Below are 20,775 nucleotides of genomic sequence, written 5' to 3'. Positions count from 1 at the left end.
TTGCAGGTCCCCCTTGTATTACTTATTACGTTTAATATAGTCTAATAAACGTTCAATATCCCACGTGTTAATCACGTTATCTTTTTGAATCCAACCTTTACGTGCTGCTGCTACACCTGTTTCCATATCTTCTAACATTTCAAGCGTATGAGCATCCGTATTAATCGCTACTTTCACACCAGCATCTTGTGCTTGTTTTAATAATTTCGCGCTTAAATCTAGACGGTTCGGATTCGCATTTAATTCTAAAACTGTATTTGTCTCTTTTGCTAGTTCAATTAATAAATCTGTATCTACATCATAACCCTCACGACGCCCGAGAAGACGTCCTGTAGGATGGGCAATCATTGTGACATGTTTATTCTCAAGTGCAGTACGTAGACGCTTCATAATCGTTTCACGGTCTTGTGAGAAGCTAGAGTGAATCGCTCCAATGACATAATCTAATTCTGCTAATACTTCATCATCAAAATCAAGCGAGGCATCTGGTAAAATGTCCATTTCAATTCCGCGTAAAATTGTAATGTCTGGATACTTTTCATTCATACGTTCAATTTCTTTCGCTTGCTCACGAAGACGCTCTTTCGTTAAACCGTTCGCCACTTTTAAGTATTGCGAGTGATCAGTAATCGCCATAAACTTATATCCACGAGCACGGCACGCTTGTACCATTTCTTCAATAGAAAAAGCACCGTCACTCCAAGTTGTATGCATATGTAAATCACCTTGTATATCGGAAAACTGAATTAAGTTCGGATACTCTTTAATTAATTCAATTTCTTTTCCATCTTCACGCACTTCTGGCGGAATAAATGGCAAACCGAAATGAGCAAAGAAGTCTTCTTCAGTCTCAAATGTTTTCACTTCACCTGTTTCCAAGTTCTCTACACCGTACTCACTAATTTTCTCGCCTTTATCTTTTGCGATTTGACGCATTTTTACGTTATGATCTTTTGATCCTGTGAAATGGTGAAGAGTTGTAATAAACTCTTCTGGTTTTACTAAACGGAAATCAATTGAAATATCATATTCATATTGAAGACGGACAGAAACTTTTGTATCTCCACTTGCTATTACTTCAATCATATTATCAAATTGTAGTAAATGCTCACGTACCGCTGCTGGTTCTGTCGTTGCAATGATAAAATCTAAATCTTTCACTGTTTCACGAACACGACGCAAACTACCAGCGCGAGAGAAACGAATTACTTCAGCAATATTCGACAATTTCTCCTCTATTTCCCCGGCAATAGGCAATACCATCGCAATTGGTAAACGCTCTGGACGAGAGCCTACTTGATCGATTGCTTCTAATATTTTCTCTTCTGTCTTCTTACCGAAACCTGCTAAAGCTTGTACTTTATTTTCCTCACAAACAGCTTTTAGCGATTCCATATCAACAACACCAAGTTCTTTGTATAACTTAGCTACCTTCTTACCACCAAGACCTGGTAGTTTTAATAACGGCAATAAGCTACTTGGTACTTCTTTTTCAAGTTCTTGTAATACTTCAGATGTTCCCGATTCTATATATTCTTGAATAACTGCTGCTGTTCCTTTTCCAATGCCCGGTATCTTCGTGAAATCTTCAATCTCAGAAAGACTACGATCATCACTTTCTAATGCTGCTGCCGCTTTACGAAATGCAGATATTTTAAATGGATTCGCGCCCTTTAATTCCATAAAAAGCCCGATTGTCTCTAATAATTTGATAACTTGTTTTTTATTTACTTTCATCATTGCCCCGCCTTTCTTTCATAGAAAAAAACTTCTCTTTCCGAAAAAAGAGAAGTTATACTCTGCTACCTGTCTGCCATAGTTCCTTCACCTTTTCAGATAGAATCGGTGTATCGTCTACAATTATTTTGCTAATTGATGATTTTTGTAATGGTGTTTGTACTTGTTCAATCGGAAGAATGTTTCCAATGATAATTAAGACAAACAAAATAATATATACTTCTAAAAATCCGAGGATTGCCCCCGCAAACGCATTTACTTGCTTTAAAACCGGTATTTCTGCAAACATATTTAACAAATTACCAAGTAATGAAAGTGCAATTTTAGTGATAATAAACAATATGATAAACGCAAGCGCTTGATAAAATACTGTCTCAATATTATTTGCATCAATCCATTCTGGAACAGATACGTTTTTATCAAATGGATACGGAATAAATTTCGCAAGTGCTGGCGCTAAATCTTTACAGTACCAGTATGCAACAAGGTATGCGATAATAAAGCTTGTTAACTTTACAAGTTGCAGAATAAACCCTCTGCGTAAGCCGAGGAAAAATCCCATAACAAGCAGTAAAATGATAATAATATCAATCATGTTATTCCATTCCTTTTTTTGTCATACTTTCTTTCAATTTCTCATGTTCTTCTTTTAATTTTATGTAATCGTGTATGACGTTTACCGCCGTCAATACCGCTAGTCTACTCGTGTCAAGCGAAGGATTCTTGGCATTGAGTTCGCGCATTTTATCATCCACAATCGCTGCTACCATGCGGATATGACTTGTACTTTCATCGCCAACAACTGAATATTGCTGACCATAGATTTCTACATTAATTCGACTTTTCTTTCCCTTTTGTTGTGACAACTCACCGGCCTCCAATCACGTACAGAATCCTAAAGTTTATCATACCATGAACCTTCATAATATGGAAACAGAAAGAACAATCCGATATGATAAAAATAACAATATAAAAAAAGGGGCGACCATTATGTCAAATTCTATCGTAATTCAAACAAATTCTACAGTAATTGAAGACATGAAACAACAATATAAACATTCGCTTAGCCCGAAAACTCCGCAAGGCGGGATCTTCATGGCAAAGGTACCATCTTGCACGATTACAGCGTATAAATCTGGAAAAGTAATGTTCCAAGGAGGCCGCGCTGAAGCAGAAGCTGCCCGTTGGCAAACTGTCTTCCAAACTCCAAAAACAGCTGTAAAAAAATCTGTCGATTCACACCGTTATGCACCGCCTGCTTCCATCGGTACAATGTCTATCGTAGGGTCAGATGAAGTGGGTACTGGTGATTTCTTCGGGCCGATGACAGTCGTTGCTGTATATGTGGATGCGAAGCAAATTCCACTACTAAAAGAACTTGGTGTAAAAGACTCTAAAAACTTAAATGACGAACAAATTACTGCCATTGCGAAACAACTTCTACACGTTGTTCCTTATAGCTCTCTTGTCCTTCATAACGAAAAATATAACGAGCTATTTGATAAAGGAAACAACCAAGGTAAGTTAAAAGCTTTACTACACAATAAAGCTATTACAAACTTATTAGCTAAAATGGCACCTACAAAACCTGAAGGCGTCTTAATCGACCAATTCACACAGCCTGATACATACTACAAATATTTAGCAAAACAAAAACAGGTACAACGTGAAAATGTTTACTTCGCAACGAAAGGCGAAAGCGTCCATTTAGCAGTAGCCGCCGCCTCCATTTTAGCTCGTTACTCATTCGTAAAACAATTTAACGAACTAAGCAAAAAAGCTGGTATGCCCCTTCCAAAAGGTGCAGGTAAACAAGTTGATATCGCCGCCGCTAAATTAATTCAAAAGCTTGGTAAAGAACGATTACCTGAGTTTGTGAAACTGCATTTTGCTAATACGGAAAAGGCGCTTCGCTTACTAAAATAGTATCGACAAAAACAGGAGCCTACAAACTCCTGTTTTTTGTTTTATCCTACTATTGTCCTTATAGTTTTGTTACAATTACAATATACAGATTATTCTAACATAGGAGGAGATTCCCATTGCTACTTCTACAAATGATTCTAAATATTTTACTAGGTAATCCACACGAAAGGCAGTTTGAAATTAGGGAAAACATTCAGCTACTAAGTGAACAACGAGCGTTCAACGATTTAATAGAGCGTTATGGTCGCTCTTTCTTATTAAACTTTCGGATTCGAATATTTATCGGGAAACACGATGCTCGCTCGTTAATACATAATCCAGCAAAACTACAACACTTCTGTGAGGAACTTGAATGTATGATTAGAAAAAGGAGGTTTTTCATATGAACGCTGTAAAAGTTAAAAAGATATTATATGTTTTCGTACACCTCGTAGGCCCACTTTCTTACTTCACTATTTCTACCATTTTGGGAGCTTTTTTCACTACTAAGTCCACATTCGAAAATATATCTGATAATCTTGGCGTGATGGCCATCTATTACGTGTTCATGAGTTTACTGTGGTTTTTCTATTTAGATCGATTAGGCAAAGACATAAATAAGATTACAAAAGAAATTAACGATAATAAGATGTAACACATAACAAAGGAGAGCCCTTAAGGGCTCTCCTTTGTTATGTTAGCTTTGTTTCTGCTTCTTATTAGATGAAGATACTTTATGAGAACCTGTTTCATGTGTTGTCGTTCCTTGTCCTTCTACTTCTGGAGAACCTAGGCCCGATCTCGAATGATCTTTTTTCACTTTTTTACTCATTTATATTCACCCCTTCGCGTTACTTTTTGCTACAGGAGAATAAACTATACAAAATAAAAAGCGAGAGGATTTCCTCTCGCTTTTTTCATATTTTAGAATTCAGAAGAACCTGGAGTTCTTGGGAATGGAATTACGTCACGGATGTTAGCCATGCCAGTGATGTACATTAGGAAGCGCTCGAAACCTAGACCGAATCCAGCGTGTTTTGTACCGCCGTATTTTCTAAGTTCTAAGTACCACCAGTAGTCCTCTTCGTTCATACCTAATTCTTTAATTCTGTCTACTAAAACGTCCATTCTTTCTTCACGTTGACTTCCGCCGATTAATTCGCCGATGCCAGGAACTAGAAGGTCAGTAGCAGCTACTGTTTTACCGTCTTCATTCAAACGCATGTAGAATGCTTTAATGTCTTTCGGATAGTCAGTTACGAATACAGGGCGTTTGAAGATTTCTTCTGATAAGTATCTTTCGTGCTCTGTTTGTAAGTCGATTCCCCATTCTACTGGGTATTTGAAGTCAGCACCTGATTCTTGAAGCACTTTAATTGCTTCTGTATAAGTGATGCGACCGAAGTCAGAGTTAATTACGTTGTTCATGCGCTCAAGAACTGTTTTATCAACGAAGCTGTTGAAGAATTCCATTTCTTCTGGTGCATGCTCTAATACGTATTTCATTGCATATTTCAGCATATCTTCTGTAAGGTTCATTACGTCCCCTAGTTCAGCGAATGCAATCTCAGGCTCAACCATCCAGAACTCAGCAGCGTGACGAGTTGTGTTTGAGTTTTCTGCACGGAATGTAGGTCCGAATGTGTATACATCACGGAATGCTAATGCATAAGCTTCAGCGTTCAGCTGTCCACTTACTGTTAAGTTTGTTTCTTTACCGAAGAAGTCTTTTGACTCATCAACTTTTCCGTCTTCACCTTTTGGTAGGTTATTTAAATCTTGCGTTGTTACGCGGAACATTTCGCCAGCACCTTCTGTATCACTACCAGTGATGATAGGTGTATGAACATGTACGAATCCACGCTCTTGGAAGAATTGGTGAATCGCAAATGCTGCGATAGAACGTACGCGGAACGTTGCAGAGAATGCATTTGTTCTTGGACGTAAGTGAGCGATTGTACGTAAGTATTCAAATGTATGACGTTTCTTTTGAAGTGGGTAATCAGAATCTGATAAGCCCTCGATATCAATTTTTTCTGCTTTAATTTCAAATGGTTGCTTCGCTCCAGGCGTTGCAATTACTTTACCTTCTACTTTAACTGAAGAGCTAAGTGGAAGTTTTGCAATTTCTTTGAAGTTCTCTAATTCTGTATCGAAAACGATTTGAACGCTTTTGAAGAAGCTACCGTCGTTTAATTCGATGAAACCAAATGCTTTTGAATCACGTAAGTTACGAATCCACCCTGATACTTGTACTGTTTGATCTGCATACTTTTCTGTATCTCTATACAGACTTTTTACTAATGTGTTTTCCATAGTGAAATTCTCCTTTGCTCATATATTTAAATACAAAAAAACCTTTCATCCATAAAGGGACGAAAGGTTAAACTTCGCGGTACCACCCAATTTGTCATAAAGACCAACTTTAACTCGTATGTAATACATACTTCCCGGTTTGTAACAGGCCGGATTCCCGTCTAAGTCTACTCTTGAATACAAGATTCAATTTCGGTTAGCAACTCCAAGGTGTTCTTCACATATACCGCCTCATCAGGCTCTCACCGTCCCTGACTCGCTTTGGATTATAGTATATACTACTTTTCCTTATCATCGTCTTTCATTTTGTTAAACTAAAATTAATGTACTACATTCGAGAGAAAGATGCAAGGTGTCGGAAAATATATGAGCGATTTTTGTAATATATCGACTTACCGACAGTGTCCGACAACTAACCCAATAAAAAAATTGCCGGAATATATCCGGCAATTTTCTAATTACTTACGTAACTCCGCACCGAATTTCTCTTCTACCGTTGTTAGTACACGGTTATGTGCTTCTGTTACTTCTTCGTCTGTTAATGTACGTTCTGCATCGAAGTAAGTCATAGAGAATGCAAGTGATTTCTTGCCTTCTTCCATTTTTTCACCTTCGTATAAGTCGAATAGTGTTACGTCTTTCAGAAGTTCTCCGCCAGCTTCAGCAATGACTTGCTTCATTTCACCAGCTTTTGTTTCTTTTGTTACTACAACAGCCATGTCACGTGTCATAGATGGGAAACGTGGAATTGCTGCGTAGTAAGTTTCTTCAGCGTCTGCACCGAATACTTTTACAAGAGATAATTCAAATACGAATGTATTTTTCACATCTAATTGTTTTTCTGCTTCTGGGTGCAATTGACCGATGAAACCAATTACTTCGCCATCTAATACGATGTCAGCTGTACGGCCTGGGTGCATACCTTCACGTTTTGCTGGTGCATATGTGATTTGGTTTGCAACGCCAAGTACGTCGAATAGTCCTTCTAGTACACCTTTCACAACGAAGAAGTCCACTACTTTCTTCTCACCTTGCCATGCATGGTGAAGAGCAAGACCTGTCATAACACCTGCAAGATGTTGTTCTTCTTTCGGAAGTTCTCCTTCTTCTGTCGGTAAGAAGATAGAACCTACTTCGTATAAAGCAACGCTGTCATTTTTACGAGCGACATTGTATGAAACTGCTTCTAGTAATTGCGGTACTAAGCTTAAACGAAGTTGGCTACGTTCTTCACTCATTGGAAGTGCAAGACCTACAGGCGCCTTTTCGTTTGGCTCAACCATATATTGTTTCGCTTTATCAGCGCTTGTTAATGAATATGTGATTGCTTCATATAAACCAGCACCCTCTAAGAAGCGGCGTACTTTACGACGTTTCGTTTGTGCTGATGTTAATTTACCACGAGTCATCGTTCCAGAAGGTAATGTAACTGGAATGTGGTCATAACCGTATAGACGGCCTACTTCTTCTACTAAGTCTTCTGAAATTGTAATATCAGGACGACGTGCTGGTACATTCACGTGGAATGTTCCTTCTACTTCTGTGAATGGGAATTTCAAGTTTGTGAACATTGTACCCATTTCACTCGCAGAAATATTTGTACCTAATACACGGTTTACTTTTTCAGCAGTAACAGATACTGTACGCTCTTGTACTTGTAAGTTGTCAGCTTCTACTACACCTTCAAGTGCTTCACCGCCAGCATATTTCGCCATTAAAGCAGCTGCGTGTTGAATTGCTTCAAATGTACGTGTTGGGTCGATTCCTTTTTCGAAACGTGCACTTGATTCACTACGAAGACCTAAGTCTTTTGATGTACGACGTACTGTTTGACCTGCAAAGTATGCAGACTCAATTAGAACGTTTACTGTCTCATTTGTAACTTCAGAATCCGCCCCGCCCATTACACCAGCAACAGCTAAAGCTTTCGTGCCGTTTGTAATTACAAGGTGGTGGCTTTGTAATGTACGCTCTTGATCATCTAACGTTTCAATTTTTTCGCCTTCTTTTGCAAGACGAACAACGATTTCTTTTGAACCTAATTTATCGTAATCGAATGCATGTAACGGTTGACCGTATTCCATTAAAATGTAGTTTGTAATATCAACTACGTTGCTAATTGGACGAATGCCAGCTGCCATAAGACGAGTTTGCATCCACATTGGTGATGGACCAATCTTTACGTTTTTAACCATTTTTGCAATGTATAATGGGTTTTCTTCTTTCGCTTCTACACTTACAGAAATATAATCAGAAGTTTTTTCTGCTGTTTCTTGTAAGTCGATAGCTGGAAGTTTTACTTCGCGGCCATAAATAGCAGCTACTTCGTAAGCAACACCTAACATGTTTAAGCAATCTGCACGGTTTGGTGTTAAGCCAAGCTCAAGTACTTCATCGTGTAAGTTTAAAATTTCAAGTGCATCTGCACCAACTTCAGCGTCACTTGGGAAGATGAAGATACCATCTGCGTATTCTTTTGAAACTAACTTTCCATCAATACCAAGCTCTTGAAGAGCACAAACCATACCGTGAGAAGCTTCACCGCGTAGTTTTGCTTTTTTGATTTTGAAGTTACCAGGAAGTACAGCTCCAACTTTTGCAACTGGTACTTTTAAACCTTTTGCAATGTTAGCAGCTCCACAAATAATTTGAACTGGCTCTTCTTCACCGATATCGATTAAGCATTTGCTTAATTTATCAGCTTCTGGGTGTTTTTCACATTCTAATACGTGACCAACTACAACACCTTTTACACCTTTATTTAATACTTCAACGCCTTCTACTTCAATACCACTTTTCGTGATTTTGTCTGCTAGTTCTTGTGCTGTTACATCTTTAATATCTACATACTCTTGTAACCAACGATATGATACGAACATACTTATCCTCTCCTTCCCTTACGCTCGTTTGAATTGTTGTAAGAAACGTACATCATTTGTATAGAAATGACGAATGTCATCTACTCCGTATTTCAACATTGCGATACGCTCTGCGCCCATACCGAATGCGAAACCTTGATATTCTTTTGAATCATAACCAGCCATTTCAAGTACGTTCGGGTGAACCATACCTGCGCCTAGAATTTCAATCCAGCCAGTTCCTTTACAAGTGCCGCAGCCTTTGCCATGACACATCATACAAGAAATATCCATCTCTACAGATGGCTCTGTGAATGGGAAGAAACTTGGACGAAGACGGATTTCACGATCTTCACCGAACATCTTTTTCACGAATACTTGCAGTGTACCTTTTAAGTCACTCATACGAATGTTTTTATCAATTACAAGACCTTCAATTTGCATGAACTGATGTGAATGCGTCGCATCGTCGTCATCACGGCGATACACTTTACCAGGACAAATAATTTTAATTGGGCCTTTTTCTTTATTATTTTCCATCGTACGTGCTTGCACAGAAGATGTATGTGTACGTAGTAACGTTTCTTCTGTGATGTAGAATGTATCTTGCATATCACGCGCTGGATGATCTTTCGGTAAGTTTAGTGCTTCGAAGTTGTAGTAGTCTTTTTCTACTTCTGTTCCTTCAGCTACTTCATAACCCATACCGATGAATACATCTTCAATTTGCTCAACAACAGCCGTTAACGGATGGTGACAACCTGTTTCAACAGGACGACCTGGCAATGTAACATCAATTGTTTCAGTAGCTAATTTCGCTTCAATTACTGCTTTTTCTAAGTTACTAATTTTGTCGTCTAGACGCGTTTGAATCGCTTCACGTACTTCATTTACTAATGCTCCCATACGTGGACGCTCTTCTGCTGATAATTTTCCCATGCCGCGTAATACTTCTGTAATTGGACCTTTTTTTCCTAAATACGCTACGCGTACGTCGTTTAAGCCTTTCAGCTCTTTCGCTTCTTCAATAAGCTCTAACGCTTTTTGCTTTAGCTCTTTTAAACGTGCTTCCATTTTGGAACCCTCCTAATTTTAAAAATAAAAAAACCTCGCTCCCAAAAAGGGACGAGGTAAATTCGCGGTACCACCCTAAATTGACAGAACATGTCTGCCCACTCATTAGTTATAACGATCAATTCTGACCGGAACGCCTTTACATATACATGGTCCTGGCGTCAACTCCAGAGGTGAATTCACTTTCGTCTACCATAAGAATGCTTTCAGTCTACGACATTCTCTCCCTATATGGCGATTTTGTAAGCTACTCTTCTCTATCAACGTTTTTCGTTATTTAACTTTTAATATAATGTACTTCAACTTATTATAAGAAGTTTTTTATTTGTTCGCAACCGGGCTTTGCAAATAATACGTTAAAATCCCTGCTGCAACCGCAACATTTAATGATTCTGCCCCGCCGTAAATCGGAATATACAAGTTTTGATCCGTTTTTGCAAGAATTTCTTGGCGTACGCCATTTCCTTCATTTCCTACAATTAATGCAAAACTGCCAGCCGGCGTTACTTCACCATACGGAACTCCATTTTCAAGAGCTGTTCCATATACAGGAACGTTATTTTCTTTTAACTTGTCTACCCATTCTTCTAAGTTCCCTTTTACAATTGGTAAGTGGAAAATAGAGCCTTGTGTAGAGCGGAGTACTTTACTATTGTAAACATCAACACAACCTTCTCCAAGCACAACGGCGTGAATACCAGCTGCATCAGCTGTACGAATAATTGTTCCTAAATTACCTGGGTCTTGCAGGCCATCTAATAAAAGGAATTTCCCATCAGTAAGAGCTACTTCTTTCTCATGCTTCTCACAAACAGCAAATACACCTTGCGTCGTTTCTGTTTCACGAAGTATTTTTACAATCGCCTCAGGTACGATGTACATTTCCACATCATTAACTGTCCAATCTTTCGGAAGGTCTGTCTGATCTGAAACGATAAGTTCTGTTACAATTCCTGTCTTCAAAGCTTCCTCGACTAAGTGGAATCCTTCTACAAAAAATAAACCTTTTTTATCGCGTTCTTTTTTCGTTTGCAGCTTTTTCCACTGCTTTACACGCGGATTTTGTACTGAATCAATGTTTTTCATAATATGTATTTCCCTCTCTTCTTGTCTTATCATTATAGCCTATTTTTCATACATATTTACATAAAAAAGAACAAAAACTAACGTCAGTTTCAATTCTGAAGAAGAGGTGAAAGCAATGAGTTTTAATTTACGTGGTGCCGTATTAGCGAATGTATCTGGAAATTCACAAGATCAATTACAAGAAACAATCGTCGATGCAATTCAAAGCGGTGAAGAAAAAATGCTTCCAGGTCTTGGCGTTTTATTTGAAGTCATTTGGAAAAACGCTGATGAAAATGAAAAGCACGAAATGTTAGAAACACTAGAGCAAGGATTAAAAAAATAAGCAATTTGAAAATCACCTTTGCATAAGCTAAGGTGATTTTTTTGCAGAAAAATTTTTTCTTCTCCTAAACATTTCTACTTTACTAACGAACTATGATGGAGTACAATGTTCAAAATACATTTAAACCGATCGATTTTTCTTCATATACACCATAAGATAAAAGGAGTGAATGTTTTATGCACCGTATTACGCTTGAACAAATTTTTAAACACCACATTACACAAAAATACGTAAACCGTTCTGGAATGGTCCACGCGATCGCTGTCGCTTACCATGCGTTTCACCTAGCCAAAAAGCATCACGCCTCAGTCGATGCTGCCACAAAAGCTGGCTTCCTTCATGATATCGGACATCATACGTGGTACACAGGCGGCGAATGGGATTATGACTTATATAAAAAGAATGATATCCATGCAATTAAAGGCGCTGAAAGAGCACATAAATTACTTATTAGATTAGGAGAACATCCAAAACTAGCAAAAGAAATTTCTATTGCAATTCTTCTTCATACAGATTCTTTCTTAGTGGAACAAGAAATTGAAAGAACATCTCTTCAAAATATTATTAAATGGGCAGACGAAGCAGATGAAGAACCGGGCGGAGCGCATCATTATCGAACAATTTCTTATGAAAAAGCACTTAAAGCAATTCAGCAATTAGATCGATTGGTAGAGCGTGAATTGCAAATAGAGCAAGCAAAATTGAATAACAAGGCAGAACATAGTTATCAATGAGAAAGAGGCATCACTACAGGGTGATACCTCTTTTATTATTTTATGGAAAATAAACCTTTATCCCGCATTAACGGGCAGTAAGACCCCCACCTCGAAATTCAGCAAAGACGAGGAAGTTAGGTGGAGAATCAACTGCCCGTAAAAGCCCGATTGGTGAGGGCTGATAATCAGTGGGGGATGAACCTCCCCAATGATTAAAGTTTCACTTTATATGTAATATTTAAATGTTACATATAAAAACATTTTACTTTATAATTAAATATACAAATATAAAAGAGGTGATTTTACAAATGCAACCCGCTACACAGCTTTCTAATGAACAAAAACACTCGATGTCATGGGGACAATTTATTAGCTCTGTTTTATTCGCCTTTTTTGGAACTGGACTTATTACTGTGTTCCTCGCAATGCCATTAACAATTTATACAGCAGGTCTTACAGATAAAAAACAAGTTGCCCTGTATGAATCTATGGCAAATACTGCAAGTACCGTATTACAACTAGCTGTATTGTTATTCTTCATTTTTAAATTCGAACCCGCAAAAAAATTACTACTAAAATCTTTTAACTTTAAAACAATGAAAGAATGGCGCACATACGTATACTTACTTCTTTTCTTCGTTATCAACATCATACTCAATTACATCTTGTTAAATTATGTGTTCCAAGACGCAACAAAGCAGCAATCTTCCGCACTAAGCTTAGACGTCTTTAAGCAATATCAAATATTATTACTTCTCAGCTTTGCAATACTCACACCCATTTTTGAAGAACTTATTTTCCGTGGTTTTATACTTCGCTTCTTCTCAGAACGCTTTCCATTTTGGATTGCAGCCATCGTAACAAGTTTCTTCTTCGGTATCGCTCATGCATACTCACTTGGGGTAATGGTAATTACTTTCTTTATGGGATTATTAGTGGCCATTTTATGTAAAAAAACAAAGTCCATTATTCCAGCTATGTTATTTCATATTATGAATAACATGTTGGCATTCTTGAGTTAAAAAGAGGTATCATCGCGATACCTCTCTTTACTCTTTTATCATAACTTCAAACTCTTCTGCGGTTAGCGTTTTTGATAATCCGTATCGTTATTTCCCATTTCCTTCAATTTATATATATTTATTAATAATATCCAAAATAAACCTCATGTAGTAAAATATAACTTAATTCACATAAAGGAGTTTACATATGTTCAGTATTATTTGGATGCTTTTCACGCCACTTCTCTTACTATGCGGGATTGCTGGTGGTATTTTTTTAATAGTAACGGGGATTAAATATCGGAAATTACTCGTTGGTTTAATGGGGCTACTTAGCCTATCCTTTGTCACACTACCTTTTGTTCTTTTAAGTGTAGGGATTCATATCGATACAATTTTCCCGATTCCAACTGCTCTTTACTGGACCCTATTTTCTATAACTGGATTATTAGCAGGGGTAAGTGGAGTACAAGCCAAAATTAAAAGTATACGTAATATGGGATTCATTATTTTTACCATTGGAATATTAGGTGTTATCTTCTGGGAGCTCATGTCTGTAGGTGATTCATTCTATATATAATATTTTTTAGCAACCTACAAATCGGAGGTAATACAGAAGTGTTTGGAATATTAACTTGGATGATTTTAGCTCTTACTTTAATGTTATGCGCATTTATCGTTGGTATTTTTTTAATTATTGCTGGCATGAAACATCGTAAATTACTTACCATTATAGCTGGTTTCACTAGCATATTACTCATCGTTGTTCCTATTGTTTGTATAGGTTCTGGAATAGATTTAGAGGGGATGGTTCCAATTTCGGGAACTTTATATTGGTGCTTCTTCTCTTTAGCTGGACTATTAGCTATTATAAGCGGCAGGCAAATATCGAGTATTTGTTCTATGGGGACAATTTTGTTTATAACAGGGCTGTGCTCCGTAACTGGTTATCATTTTTTATATCTCACTCTTTAAAAAGGCAAAAAAGCAGGGAAATTAATTCCCTGCTTTTCTATTTGGTTTATTGCCTGATGGTAAGAAGAACGATAACACCCAAGCAATCCCTGCAAGTATCGTTGCAATTAAGAAGGCATCGTTAATACCGTTAATTGCAGATAGCTTTGAAATTTGTCCATATAATAGTTGTGTGCTCATCGCGTCTCCTGCTTGAGCTGATCCAGCTAAGGCCGCTAAGCTTTGACCCATGCCGTGTACTTTATCAACTAAAATTGGGTTTGATGTTGTTAACATGTTGCCGTAATCTGCTACGTGAGCAGTCGTTTGTTGCGTCATAAGTGTGATTAAAATCGCTGTTCCGATTGAACCAGCTACTTGTCTTGACGTATTTTGCGTTGCTGTACCGTGAGAAATTAATTTCATCGGTAGCGCGTTCATACCAGCTGTCATAATTGGCATCATAATGAATGACATACCAATTGAACGTATAATATAATCCGTCATAATAACGCTATACGGTGTATCCATCGATAATTTTGTAAATTCATATGTCGCATACGTCGTAATTGCCAATCCAATTATCGCTAATGGACGAATGCCATATTTATCGAATAATTTACCCGCTACTGGTCCCATGATTCCCATAATTAATGATCCTGGAAGAAGTAGTAAACCAGATTCAATTGGCGTAAAGCCACGAATGTTTTGCAGATATACTGGAAGCAATAACATACCTCCGAATAATGCCATCGTAACGATTGCGTTAATTACTAAAGTAAAAGTAAATACTGGATATTTAAATACTTGCAAATCAAGCATTTTATTGTCCGTTGTTAACTCTCTCCAAATAAATAACGCTAAACCAATTACACCGATAACAAGTGAAATAATGACTTCTGCACTAGTCCAACTATTATTTCCAGCTTCACTAAATCCGTACAATAAGCTTCCTAGTCCAATACTTGAACTAACCACACCGAATATATCTAATTTCGTTTTAGACACTGGCTGAGCTAGTGTAAAGAATTTTAAAGATAGGAACGTAATAATTAAACCAATAATAAACATCGCATAGAACATTAAGTTCCAGCTATAGTTTTCAATCACCCAACCTGTTACAGTTGGTCCGATAGCTGGCGCTAAAATCATCGCTACACCTAGTAATCCCATCGCCGCTCCGCGTTTATGAGGCGGGAATAACGTCATGAAGATATTCATACCAACCGGCATTAAAATACCCGCACCAACTGCTTGAATTACGCGACCTGTCATCATCATTGTAAAGTTTCCTGAAGTAGCACAAATGATAGATCCTACCGTGAAGAATAACATTGCTGCTACGAATAATTTACGATACGTAAATCGTGAAACTAAAAAGGCACTAATCGGTACTAAAATACCATTTACAAGCATGAAGCCTGTAATTAACCATTGTGCTGTTGAAGTTGATACATTAAATTCATTCATTAACGGAGGTAATGCAACGTTAATGATTGTTTGGTTTAAAATAGAAACGAACATGCCGAGAATTAATACAGCTACAACTGCTTTTACGTTCACATTCTCTACAGGCATAGACATTTGTTTTTTCGGCACTTCTTTTTCTTGTTTTACTTCTTCTTGCTTTCCTGTTTCTAACTCAACTACATTAGAAATTTCCGATTCTTGCTTTCGTTCAATTTCTTTCTCTTCTGTTTCAACTTTACTTACTTCTATTTTACTTACGGCTGGGACTTGTTCTTCTCCCATTTTCGTTTTTTTCTTTCGTAAAAGACGATTTACAAGGAAGAAGACGATTATACAAAATAGTGCATATCCTGCAATTACAATTGAGGACATCTCATCTCCCCCTTACTTATGAATACGAACTGTCACATTCATGCCAGGAACAATATTTACTGATTTGCTATGATCTAAAGAAATTTTAACTGGTACTACTTGTGTTACTTTCGTATAGTTCGCTGTTGCGTTGCTTGATGGCAACATAGAGAATGTATTCGCTGTTGTTAAGCCAACTTGTTCTACTTTTCCTGTTAACGTTGTATCTGGGTATGCATCTACATACACATCTACATCTTGACCTTTTTGAACATCATCAACATCTGTTTCTTCAATGTTTGCTGTTACCCATAAATTGTTCATATCAAATGCATAAGCAATTGGGCTACCCGCTCCAACGAAAGCATTTGTTGTCGCGTTTGATTGTACAACTGTTGCATTTTGTGGAATTGTTACATCTACTGTTTGTTCTCCATTAGCTGCCGCTACAGTAACAGTACCTAATTTATCGTTCTCATTATAATTTTTTCCTACTTCAGCTTTCCAGTCAGTTAGTTTACCTGCTACTGGTGAAGCAACCGGAATTACCTTTCCATCAATCTTTGCATTGTCTGTTTTTAAGTAATTTTCCGTTTGATTGTAATAGTAATAACCGCCAATACCGCCGCCAACTAGTACAATTAATGTGATAATGTTGATAATTACCATTCTTCGAAACTGATTCATTGCATTCCTCTCCTTATATCGCATATAATTTTTTTCTAAACTATTTATGTCCTTATTGTTTAGATTGTTTAATTGTTAATTATATTAACCTTTTAACAAAAAAATCACACCATCTGCAGCGTAAATCGAAACTTCTCTACCTGCGAGCGGTGCTGATTTCTGAAGGACTATCGTTTATAATTATAAATAATTATTTTGAATCTACAACCGACAATTTACGTATGAAATGTCGTTTAAACAACAATATAATACCAATATGTTGTTTAAGTATAGAAAATTAAACGAGGGGAAATAAAAATGTCTATTAAAAATACAAATGATCCACGTGTAAAACGGACGAGACAACTCATACAGGATGCTTTTGTCGCTTTAGTAGGCGAAAAAGGTTTTGAAAATGTTACTGTTCAACATATCGCAGAACGCGCTCCTGTAAACCGCGCTACATTTTATAGCCATTACCACGATAAATATGACTTACTAGACAAAAGCATTGAAGAAATGTTAGAAAAGCTAACTGAAGTAATTAAACCGAGAAATAGAAATAAAGAAGATTTCCAACTAACATTTGATTCGCCACATCCAAGTTTTTTGGCCTTGTTCGAACATATTGCAGAAAACACTAACTTCTATAACGTCATGCTTGGTGATAAAGCTGCTGGAAACTATACGTATAAGATGATGAAAGCAATTCAAACGCATTTAACATTAAGCCTCTCTATTTCACAACCTAACGATGAAAAACTAATGGTTCCACGCGATATTCTCATTAGTTATGTTACTGGTGCCCACCTAGGAATGATTATGTCATGGCTAAAAAGAGGGATGATATATACCCCGCATTTTATGGCGATGCAATTAACTCGTTTAATTATTTTAGGCGCTCATACTGCAGCGGGATTAGAAAGGCCTTTTTAAAACATAAAAAAGCGAAGGAGAAGCTCCTTCGCTTTTTCTATTAATTAAATGTAATGTTATGTACAGCCTCTTTATCAAGACGTTTAATAACTTCTACAATTAACTTCACTGCATTTTCATAATCATCACGATGTAACATTGCCGCATGAGAATGGATATAGCGCGTTGCAATTGTAATTGCCATAGAAGGAATACCATTTACAGCAATGTGAATCGCACCCGCATCCGTTCCTCCGCCTGCTACTGAATCATATTGATACGGGATTTGTAATTCATCAGCAACATCAACTACGAAATCACGTAAACCTGTATGTCCAATAACAGAAGCATCATATAAAATGATTTGTGGTCCATCGCCCATTTTACTTTGTGCTTCTTTTGACGTTACACCCGGTGTATCTCCAGCGATACCAACATCTACTGCGAACGCGATATCTGGTTTAATATAATTCGCAGATGTTTTTGCGCCACGAAGACCAACTTCTTCTTGTACAGTTCCAACGCCATATACAACGTTTGGATGCTTTTCATCTTTTAATTGTTTTAATACGTCAATTGCAATTGCACAACCGATTCGGTTATCCCATGCTTTTGCAAGTAACATTTTTTCATTCTTCATCACTTGGAATTCAAAGTAAGGTACAACTTGATCTCCTGGTCGTACGCCCCACTCCATCGCTTCTTCTTGGCTAGAAGCACCGATATCGATGAACATGTCTTTAATTTCAACTGGCTTTTTACGAGCTTCTGGAGGTAAAATGTGCGGTGGTTTTGAACCAATTACACCTGTTACATCTCCTTTACGCGTTACAATCGTCACGCGTTGCGCAAGCATAACTTGTGACCACCAGCCACCAACCGTTTGGAAGCGAAGGAAACCTTTGTCATCGATTTGTGTAATCATAAATCCAACTTCATCTAAATGACCTGCAACCATAATTTTCGGGCCGTTTTCTTCCCCTACTTTTTTCGCAACTAAACTCCCTAAATTATCAGTAGAAAGTTCGTCCGCAAACGGCTCAATATATTTCTTCATTACTTCACGTGGTTCACGCTCATTACCAGCAATACCACGTGCATCTGTTAATTCTTTTAGCATTGTCAATGTCGCGTCTAATTTTGTCATTGCCAACACCCTCCTTTTTCTTCAGTCAATTCATTATACAATAATTAAATTGAAATATTCAAAAATTAAATTAGTATCCTTGTGTTTGACGCTGATGATTTACTTCATTTTTATCTAAATATGCTTTTTCAATCTCTTCTTGTTCAAATTCAAGTGCTTGTCCAAGTCGAAGATAGCTCGTAAATAATTCAATATAGTTTGTAATAGATGGTTGATCTGTAAAACGAATTACTTTCGCATATGTGTCTAAGAAAATTTCCACTTGTGTTTTATTCGTCTGTGCACATTTATAGAATAGGAAGTTTTTATCAATACCTAAATCAATTCCGATTGATAAAATAAAATGCAAACCATCTACGTATTCTTCTAATATTACTTCACGTTCTGATGCTGGTTTGTTGCTCCAATATTTAAAACAACGTGTTTCATTTGCAAGTTCTCCAATTTCTACAAGAAGAGCTAACATTTTTTCTTTTAACAATTTTTTCGGTTGTAAGTCATGTTCTTTTGCAATACGGTCATCTAATTCTTTTTGTAATTTAAATAGTTGTAGTAAGTCCATTCTATTGTCCTCCTCCAACATCGCATTTTACGCAACAATGTTGTTTCATCTCAAAGTTCATTATTATGTTTCAGTTCTTATGAATAAGTCAGCTATCTAACTCTTTATAAAATAGCTTGTCCTTAATTTACAAATACGTTTCAGTCATCGCTCTTAAATTGTTCATCTGATGAAAGTTCCATATCATCTTTCCATTATAGCAGTGTCGTTTCAGCTAGGAAAGATACTCTTCTTTCCAAACGAGCAGAATTGAAAAAAGCCAGGAGTATTCTCCTGACTTCATATGTATATTCTTCTATACTGCTATAACTTTTATATTGATTTTGTCATATTGATAACAACATAGCCGTTAATCTTTAGAATTTCTTTCACTTCTAACTTCTATTTGAATACAAATAAAAAAACCTTAGAAGAAAATTCTTCTAAGGTTTCAACTAATTAATTAGTTAATGTTGTTTTTTGCAACTGTTGCTAATTCAGCGAAAGCTTTTTCGTCATGAACAGCTAAGTCAGCAAGCATCTTGCGGTTAACTTCGATGCCAGCATTTTTAAGACCGTGCATTAAGCGGCTGTAAGAAAGACCATTCATACGAGCTGCTGCGTTGATACGTGTAATCCATAATTTACGGAAGTCACGTTTCTTTTGACGGCGGTCACGGAATGCATACATTAGAGATTTCATAACCTGTTGGTTAGCAACCTTGAATAATGTATTTTTTGAACCGTAGTAACCTTTTGCTAATTTAATTACTTTTTTACGACGTTGACGAGTAACTGTACCACCTTTTACTCTTGGCATAATATTACCTCCTAATTGTTCTATATATCAGCCGAACTTATTTTAAGTTGTCAAGCATTTGACGAATGCGTTTGAAGTCACCAGCGCTTACTACACCAGCTTTACGTAGTTTACGTTTAGCTTTTGTAGATTTGTTAGCGAATAAATGGCTTGTGTAAGCGTGAGAACGTTTCAGTTTACCTGATCCAGTCTTTTTGAAACGCTTTGCAGCGCCGCGATGAGTTTTTTGTTTAGGCATAGGTATTTCCTCCTCTATCTATTACTTATCGTTTTTCGGTGCTAAAACTAAGAACATACTGCGTCCTTCCATTTTAGGCTTAGATTCAACTGTGCTAACTTCAGCACAAGCTTCTGAGAAGCGATCTAAAACACGTTGACCGATTTCTTTATGAGTAATGGCACGTCCTTTAAAGCGAATTGATGCTTTAACCTTGTCGCCTTTCTCTAAAAACTTGATAGCATTACGAAGTTTTGTGTTAAAGTCGTGTTCATCAATTGTTGGACTTAAACGAACTTCTTTCATGCTAATTACTTTTTGATTTTTGCGCTGCTCTTTTTCTTTCTTCTGTTGCTCAAAGCGGAATTTACCGTAGTCCATAATGCGGCATACTGGCGGTTTCGCATTTGGAGCAACTAATACTAAATCAAGATTAAGATTTGCAGCTAAGTCTAAAGCGTCATTACGAGACTTGATTCCAAGTTGATCGCCATTTGCGCCAACTAAACGTACTTCACGTGCACGAATTTGCTCGTTAATCATCATATCCTTGCTAATAGTAAGCCACCTCCAAGGTTTTCTCAGAACATATTTTGTAGTCATAGAACCCGAACAAAAAAAGTGCGGGCATACGACACCCACACTTGTAAAATCTTAAGTAAGAAATACATTTACC

Annotated in this window: 24 protein-coding genes and 3 other annotated features (1 of these 27 only partly in view); of the genes, 9 read left to right on the top strand and 15 right to left on the bottom strand. The window is 37.1% G+C overall.

Features of this window, described 5'->3' with window-relative positions:
- Positions 1–18: 18 nt before the first annotated feature.
- From polX to zapA, 3 genes are read right to left on the bottom strand one after another with little or no spacing between them, the layout of a single operon-like run.
- On the bottom strand, positions 19–1,737 hold the full coding sequence (gene polX, locus ACS2QP_RS15290; protein WP_000867532.1) for a DNA polymerase/3'-5' exonuclease PolX: 1,719 nt from the start codon (positions 1,735–1,737) through the stop codon (positions 19–21).
- A 55-nt stretch (positions 1,738–1,792) separates the two neighbouring features.
- Entirely contained in the window at positions 1,793–2,332 is a 540-nt protein-coding gene (locus ACS2QP_RS15285) for a CvpA family protein (protein ID WP_000565409.1), read from the bottom strand.
- 1 nt (position 2,333) lies between these two features.
- Positions 2,334–2,603, bottom strand: a complete 270-nt coding sequence (zapA, locus tag ACS2QP_RS15280) for a cell division protein ZapA (protein WP_000082701.1) — start codon at positions 2,601–2,603, stop codon at positions 2,334–2,336.
- A gap of 124 nt (positions 2,604–2,727) precedes the next feature.
- On the opposite strand from zapA, the gene rnhC reads away from it, so the two are divergent.
- From rnhC to ACS2QP_RS15265, 3 genes are all read left to right on the top strand, one after another.
- The gene (gene rnhC, locus ACS2QP_RS15275; protein WP_098582959.1) at positions 2,728–3,663 is read left to right on the top strand and encodes a ribonuclease HIII; all 936 of its coding nucleotides are present in this window, start codon (positions 2,728–2,730) and stop codon (positions 3,661–3,663) included.
- Positions 3,664–3,779: 116 nt separating this feature from the next.
- The gene (locus ACS2QP_RS15270) at positions 3,780–4,049 is read left to right on the top strand and encodes a hypothetical protein (RefSeq protein ID WP_326263110.1); all 270 of its coding nucleotides are present in this window, start codon (positions 3,780–3,782) and stop codon (positions 4,047–4,049) included.
- Positions 4,046–4,297 (top strand): hypothetical protein, encoded by a 252-nt coding sequence (locus ACS2QP_RS15265; RefSeq protein ID WP_153581608.1) that lies wholly within the window; start codon positions 4,046–4,048, stop codon positions 4,295–4,297. The genes ACS2QP_RS15270 and ACS2QP_RS15265 overlap by 4 nt, the downstream gene beginning before the upstream one ends.
- Positions 4,298–4,339: 42 nt before the next feature.
- Here the strand turns inward: ACS2QP_RS15265 and ACS2QP_RS15260 are convergent, their stop codons facing one another.
- From ACS2QP_RS15260 to ACS2QP_RS15240, 5 genes are all read right to left on the bottom strand, one after another.
- Positions 4,340–4,474 carry a YuzL family protein gene (locus ACS2QP_RS15260; protein WP_000039589.1) on the bottom strand — a complete coding sequence of 45 codons (135 nt, stop codon included), beginning with the start codon at positions 4,472–4,474 and terminating at the stop codon, positions 4,340–4,342.
- Positions 4,475–4,566: 92 nt separating this feature from the next.
- Complete coding sequence (gene asnS, locus ACS2QP_RS15255; protein ID WP_000432177.1) at positions 4,567–5,958, bottom strand: asparagine--tRNA ligase; 1,392 nt, start codon at positions 5,956–5,958, stop codon at positions 4,567–4,569.
- Positions 5,959–6,010: 52 nt separating this feature from the next.
- Positions 6,011–6,262, bottom strand: a binding site (T-box leader).
- 154 nt (positions 6,263–6,416) lie between these two features.
- On the bottom strand, positions 6,417–8,837 hold the full coding sequence (gene pheT / locus ACS2QP_RS15250; RefSeq protein ID WP_000498186.1) for a phenylalanine--tRNA ligase subunit beta: 2,421 nt from the start codon (positions 8,835–8,837) through the stop codon (positions 6,417–6,419).
- An 18-nt stretch (positions 8,838–8,855) separates the two neighbouring features.
- On the bottom strand, positions 8,856–9,890 hold the full coding sequence (gene pheS / locus ACS2QP_RS15245) for a phenylalanine--tRNA ligase subunit alpha (RefSeq protein WP_000388219.1): 1,035 nt from the start codon (positions 9,888–9,890) through the stop codon (positions 8,856–8,858).
- 44 nt (positions 9,891–9,934) lie between these two features.
- Positions 9,935–10,163: a binding site (T-box leader), on the bottom strand.
- 48 nt (positions 10,164–10,211) lie between these two features.
- Positions 10,212–11,009 (bottom strand): TrmH family RNA methyltransferase, encoded by a 798-nt coding sequence (locus ACS2QP_RS15240; protein WP_002026395.1) that lies wholly within the window; start codon positions 11,007–11,009, stop codon positions 10,212–10,214.
- A gap of 82 nt (positions 11,010–11,091) precedes the next feature.
- Between ACS2QP_RS15240 and sspI the strand changes: the two genes are divergently transcribed.
- From sspI to ACS2QP_RS15215, 5 genes are all read left to right on the top strand, one after another.
- Positions 11,092–11,301 carry a small acid-soluble spore protein SspI gene (gene sspI / locus ACS2QP_RS15235; RefSeq protein WP_000009509.1) on the top strand — a complete coding sequence of 70 codons (210 nt, stop codon included), beginning with the start codon at positions 11,092–11,094 and terminating at the stop codon, positions 11,299–11,301.
- A gap of 176 nt (positions 11,302–11,477) precedes the next feature.
- The gene (locus ACS2QP_RS15230; protein ID WP_078993669.1) at positions 11,478–12,035 is read left to right on the top strand and encodes an HD domain-containing protein; all 558 of its coding nucleotides are present in this window, start codon (positions 11,478–11,480) and stop codon (positions 12,033–12,035) included.
- Positions 12,036–12,325: 290 nt separating this feature from the next.
- On the top strand, positions 12,326–13,039 hold the full coding sequence (locus ACS2QP_RS15225; protein ID WP_438882574.1) for a lysostaphin resistance A-like protein: 714 nt from the start codon (positions 12,326–12,328) through the stop codon (positions 13,037–13,039).
- A 187-nt stretch (positions 13,040–13,226) separates the two neighbouring features.
- Entirely contained in the window at positions 13,227–13,598 is a 372-nt protein-coding gene (locus tag ACS2QP_RS15220; protein ID WP_119683982.1) for a DNA-binding protein, read from the top strand.
- Between the two features lie 38 nt (positions 13,599–13,636).
- Positions 13,637–13,993, top strand: a complete 357-nt coding sequence (locus ACS2QP_RS15215; RefSeq protein ID WP_119683983.1) for an ammonia permease — start codon at positions 13,637–13,639, stop codon at positions 13,991–13,993.
- A gap of 21 nt (positions 13,994–14,014) precedes the next feature.
- Here ACS2QP_RS15215 and ACS2QP_RS15210 read toward each other — a convergent pair whose 3' ends face one another.
- Positions 14,015–15,814: a DHA2 family efflux MFS transporter permease subunit gene (locus ACS2QP_RS15210; protein WP_000095293.1), complete on the bottom strand. Its 1,800-nt coding sequence runs from the start codon at positions 15,812–15,814 to the stop codon at positions 14,015–14,017.
- A 12-nt stretch (positions 15,815–15,826) separates the two neighbouring features.
- Positions 15,827–16,480: an HlyD family secretion protein gene (locus tag ACS2QP_RS15205; protein WP_001071419.1), complete on the bottom strand. Its 654-nt coding sequence runs from the start codon at positions 16,478–16,480 to the stop codon at positions 15,827–15,829.
- Between the two features lie 297 nt (positions 16,481–16,777).
- Between ACS2QP_RS15205 and ACS2QP_RS15200 the strand changes: the two genes are divergently transcribed.
- Entirely contained in the window at positions 16,778–17,395 is a 618-nt protein-coding gene (locus tag ACS2QP_RS15200; RefSeq protein WP_000023672.1) for a TetR/AcrR family transcriptional regulator, read from the top strand.
- A gap of 40 nt (positions 17,396–17,435) precedes the next feature.
- Here the strand turns inward: ACS2QP_RS15200 and ACS2QP_RS15195 are convergent, their stop codons facing one another.
- The 5 genes from ACS2QP_RS15195 to infC form a co-directional block, all read right to left on the bottom strand.
- Complete coding sequence (locus tag ACS2QP_RS15195; RefSeq protein ID WP_000163555.1) at positions 17,436–18,521, bottom strand: M42 family metallopeptidase; 1,086 nt, start codon at positions 18,519–18,521, stop codon at positions 17,436–17,438.
- Positions 18,522–18,591: 70 nt separating this feature from the next.
- Positions 18,592–19,083, bottom strand: coding sequence for a dUTP diphosphatase (locus tag ACS2QP_RS15190; protein WP_000365050.1), 492 nt, complete (start codon positions 19,081–19,083; stop codon positions 18,592–18,594).
- A gap of 442 nt (positions 19,084–19,525) precedes the next feature.
- Positions 19,526–19,882 carry a 50S ribosomal protein L20 gene (rplT, locus tag ACS2QP_RS15185; RefSeq protein WP_001138362.1) on the bottom strand — a complete coding sequence of 119 codons (357 nt, stop codon included), beginning with the start codon at positions 19,880–19,882 and terminating at the stop codon, positions 19,526–19,528.
- A gap of 37 nt (positions 19,883–19,919) precedes the next feature.
- A complete protein-coding gene (rpmI, locus tag ACS2QP_RS15180) occupies positions 19,920–20,120 on the bottom strand; it encodes a 50S ribosomal protein L35 (protein WP_001125945.1) in 201 nt (66 codons plus the stop codon).
- A gap of 21 nt (positions 20,121–20,141) precedes the next feature.
- Positions 20,142–20,645 carry a translation initiation factor IF-3 gene (gene infC / locus ACS2QP_RS15175; protein WP_000973215.1) on the bottom strand — a complete coding sequence of 168 codons (504 nt, stop codon included), beginning with the start codon at positions 20,643–20,645 and terminating at the stop codon, positions 20,142–20,144.
- Positions 20,646–20,708: 63 nt separating this feature from the next.
- Positions 20,709–20,775: a sequence feature (ribosomal protein L20 leader region), on the bottom strand; it runs 54 nt beyond the window's last position.

The organism is Bacillus cereus group sp. Bce019 (assembly GCF_051781745.1).
In the GTDB taxonomy this organism is placed as follows: domain Bacteria; phylum Bacillota; class Bacilli; order Bacillales; family Bacillaceae_G; genus Bacillus_A; species Bacillus_A cereus.
This window is presented reverse-complemented; position numbering and strand designations above follow the sequence as displayed.

What these genes read in the sequence shown, in the direction of transcription:
- polX (WP_000867532.1), bottom strand. Translation starts at nt 1,737, where the DNA reads ATGAAAGTAAATAAAAAACAAGTTATCAAATTATTAGAGACAATCGGG.
- ACS2QP_RS15285 (WP_000565409.1), bottom strand. Translation starts at nt 2,332, where the DNA reads ATGATTGATATTATTATCATTTTACTGCTTGTTATGGGATTTTTCCTC.
- rnhC (WP_098582959.1), top strand. Translation starts at nt 2,728, where the DNA reads ATGTCAAATTCTATCGTAATTCAAACAAATTCTACAGTAATTGAAGAC.
- ACS2QP_RS15265 (WP_153581608.1), top strand. Translation starts at nt 4,046, where the DNA reads ATGAACGCTGTAAAAGTTAAAAAGATATTATATGTTTTCGTACACCTC.
- ACS2QP_RS15260 (WP_000039589.1), bottom strand. Translation starts at nt 4,474, where the DNA reads ATGAGTAAAAAAGTGAAAAAAGATCATTCGAGATCGGGCCTAGGTTCT.
- asnS (WP_000432177.1), bottom strand. Translation starts at nt 5,958, where the DNA reads ATGGAAAACACATTAGTAAAAAGTCTGTATAGAGATACAGAAAAGTAT.
- pheT (WP_000498186.1), bottom strand. Translation starts at nt 8,837, where the DNA reads ATGTTCGTATCATATCGTTGGTTACAAGAGTATGTAGATATTAAAGAT.
- pheS (WP_000388219.1), bottom strand. Translation starts at nt 9,890, where the DNA reads ATGGAAGCACGTTTAAAAGAGCTAAAGCAAAAAGCGTTAGAGCTTATT.
- ACS2QP_RS15240 (WP_002026395.1), bottom strand. Translation starts at nt 11,009, where the DNA reads ATGATAAGACAAGAAGAGAGGGAAATACATATTATGAAAAACATTGAT.
- sspI (WP_000009509.1), top strand. Translation starts at nt 11,092, where the DNA reads ATGAGTTTTAATTTACGTGGTGCCGTATTAGCGAATGTATCTGGAAAT.
- ACS2QP_RS15230 (WP_078993669.1), top strand. Translation starts at nt 11,478, where the DNA reads ATGCACCGTATTACGCTTGAACAAATTTTTAAACACCACATTACACAA.
- ACS2QP_RS15225 (WP_438882574.1), top strand. Translation starts at nt 12,326, where the DNA reads ATGCAACCCGCTACACAGCTTTCTAATGAACAAAAACACTCGATGTCA.
- ACS2QP_RS15220 (WP_119683982.1), top strand. Translation starts at nt 13,227, where the DNA reads ATGTTCAGTATTATTTGGATGCTTTTCACGCCACTTCTCTTACTATGC.
- ACS2QP_RS15210 (WP_000095293.1), bottom strand. Translation starts at nt 15,814, where the DNA reads ATGTCCTCAATTGTAATTGCAGGATATGCACTATTTTGTATAATCGTC.
- ACS2QP_RS15205 (WP_001071419.1), bottom strand. Translation starts at nt 16,480, where the DNA reads ATGAATCAGTTTCGAAGAATGGTAATTATCAACATTATCACATTAATT.
- ACS2QP_RS15200 (WP_000023672.1), top strand. Translation starts at nt 16,778, where the DNA reads ATGTCTATTAAAAATACAAATGATCCACGTGTAAAACGGACGAGACAA.
- ACS2QP_RS15195 (WP_000163555.1), bottom strand. Translation starts at nt 18,521, where the DNA reads ATGACAAAATTAGACGCGACATTGACAATGCTAAAAGAATTAACAGAT.
- ACS2QP_RS15190 (WP_000365050.1), bottom strand. Translation starts at nt 19,083, where the DNA reads ATGGACTTACTACAACTATTTAAATTACAAAAAGAATTAGATGACCGT.
- rplT (WP_001138362.1), bottom strand. Translation starts at nt 19,882, where the DNA reads ATGCCAAGAGTAAAAGGTGGTACAGTTACTCGTCAACGTCGTAAAAAA.
- rpmI (WP_001125945.1), bottom strand. Translation starts at nt 20,120, where the DNA reads ATGCCTAAACAAAAAACTCATCGCGGCGCTGCAAAGCGTTTCAAAAAG.
- infC (WP_000973215.1), bottom strand. Translation starts at nt 20,645, where the DNA reads ATGATGATTAACGAGCAAATTCGTGCACGTGAAGTACGTTTAGTTGGC.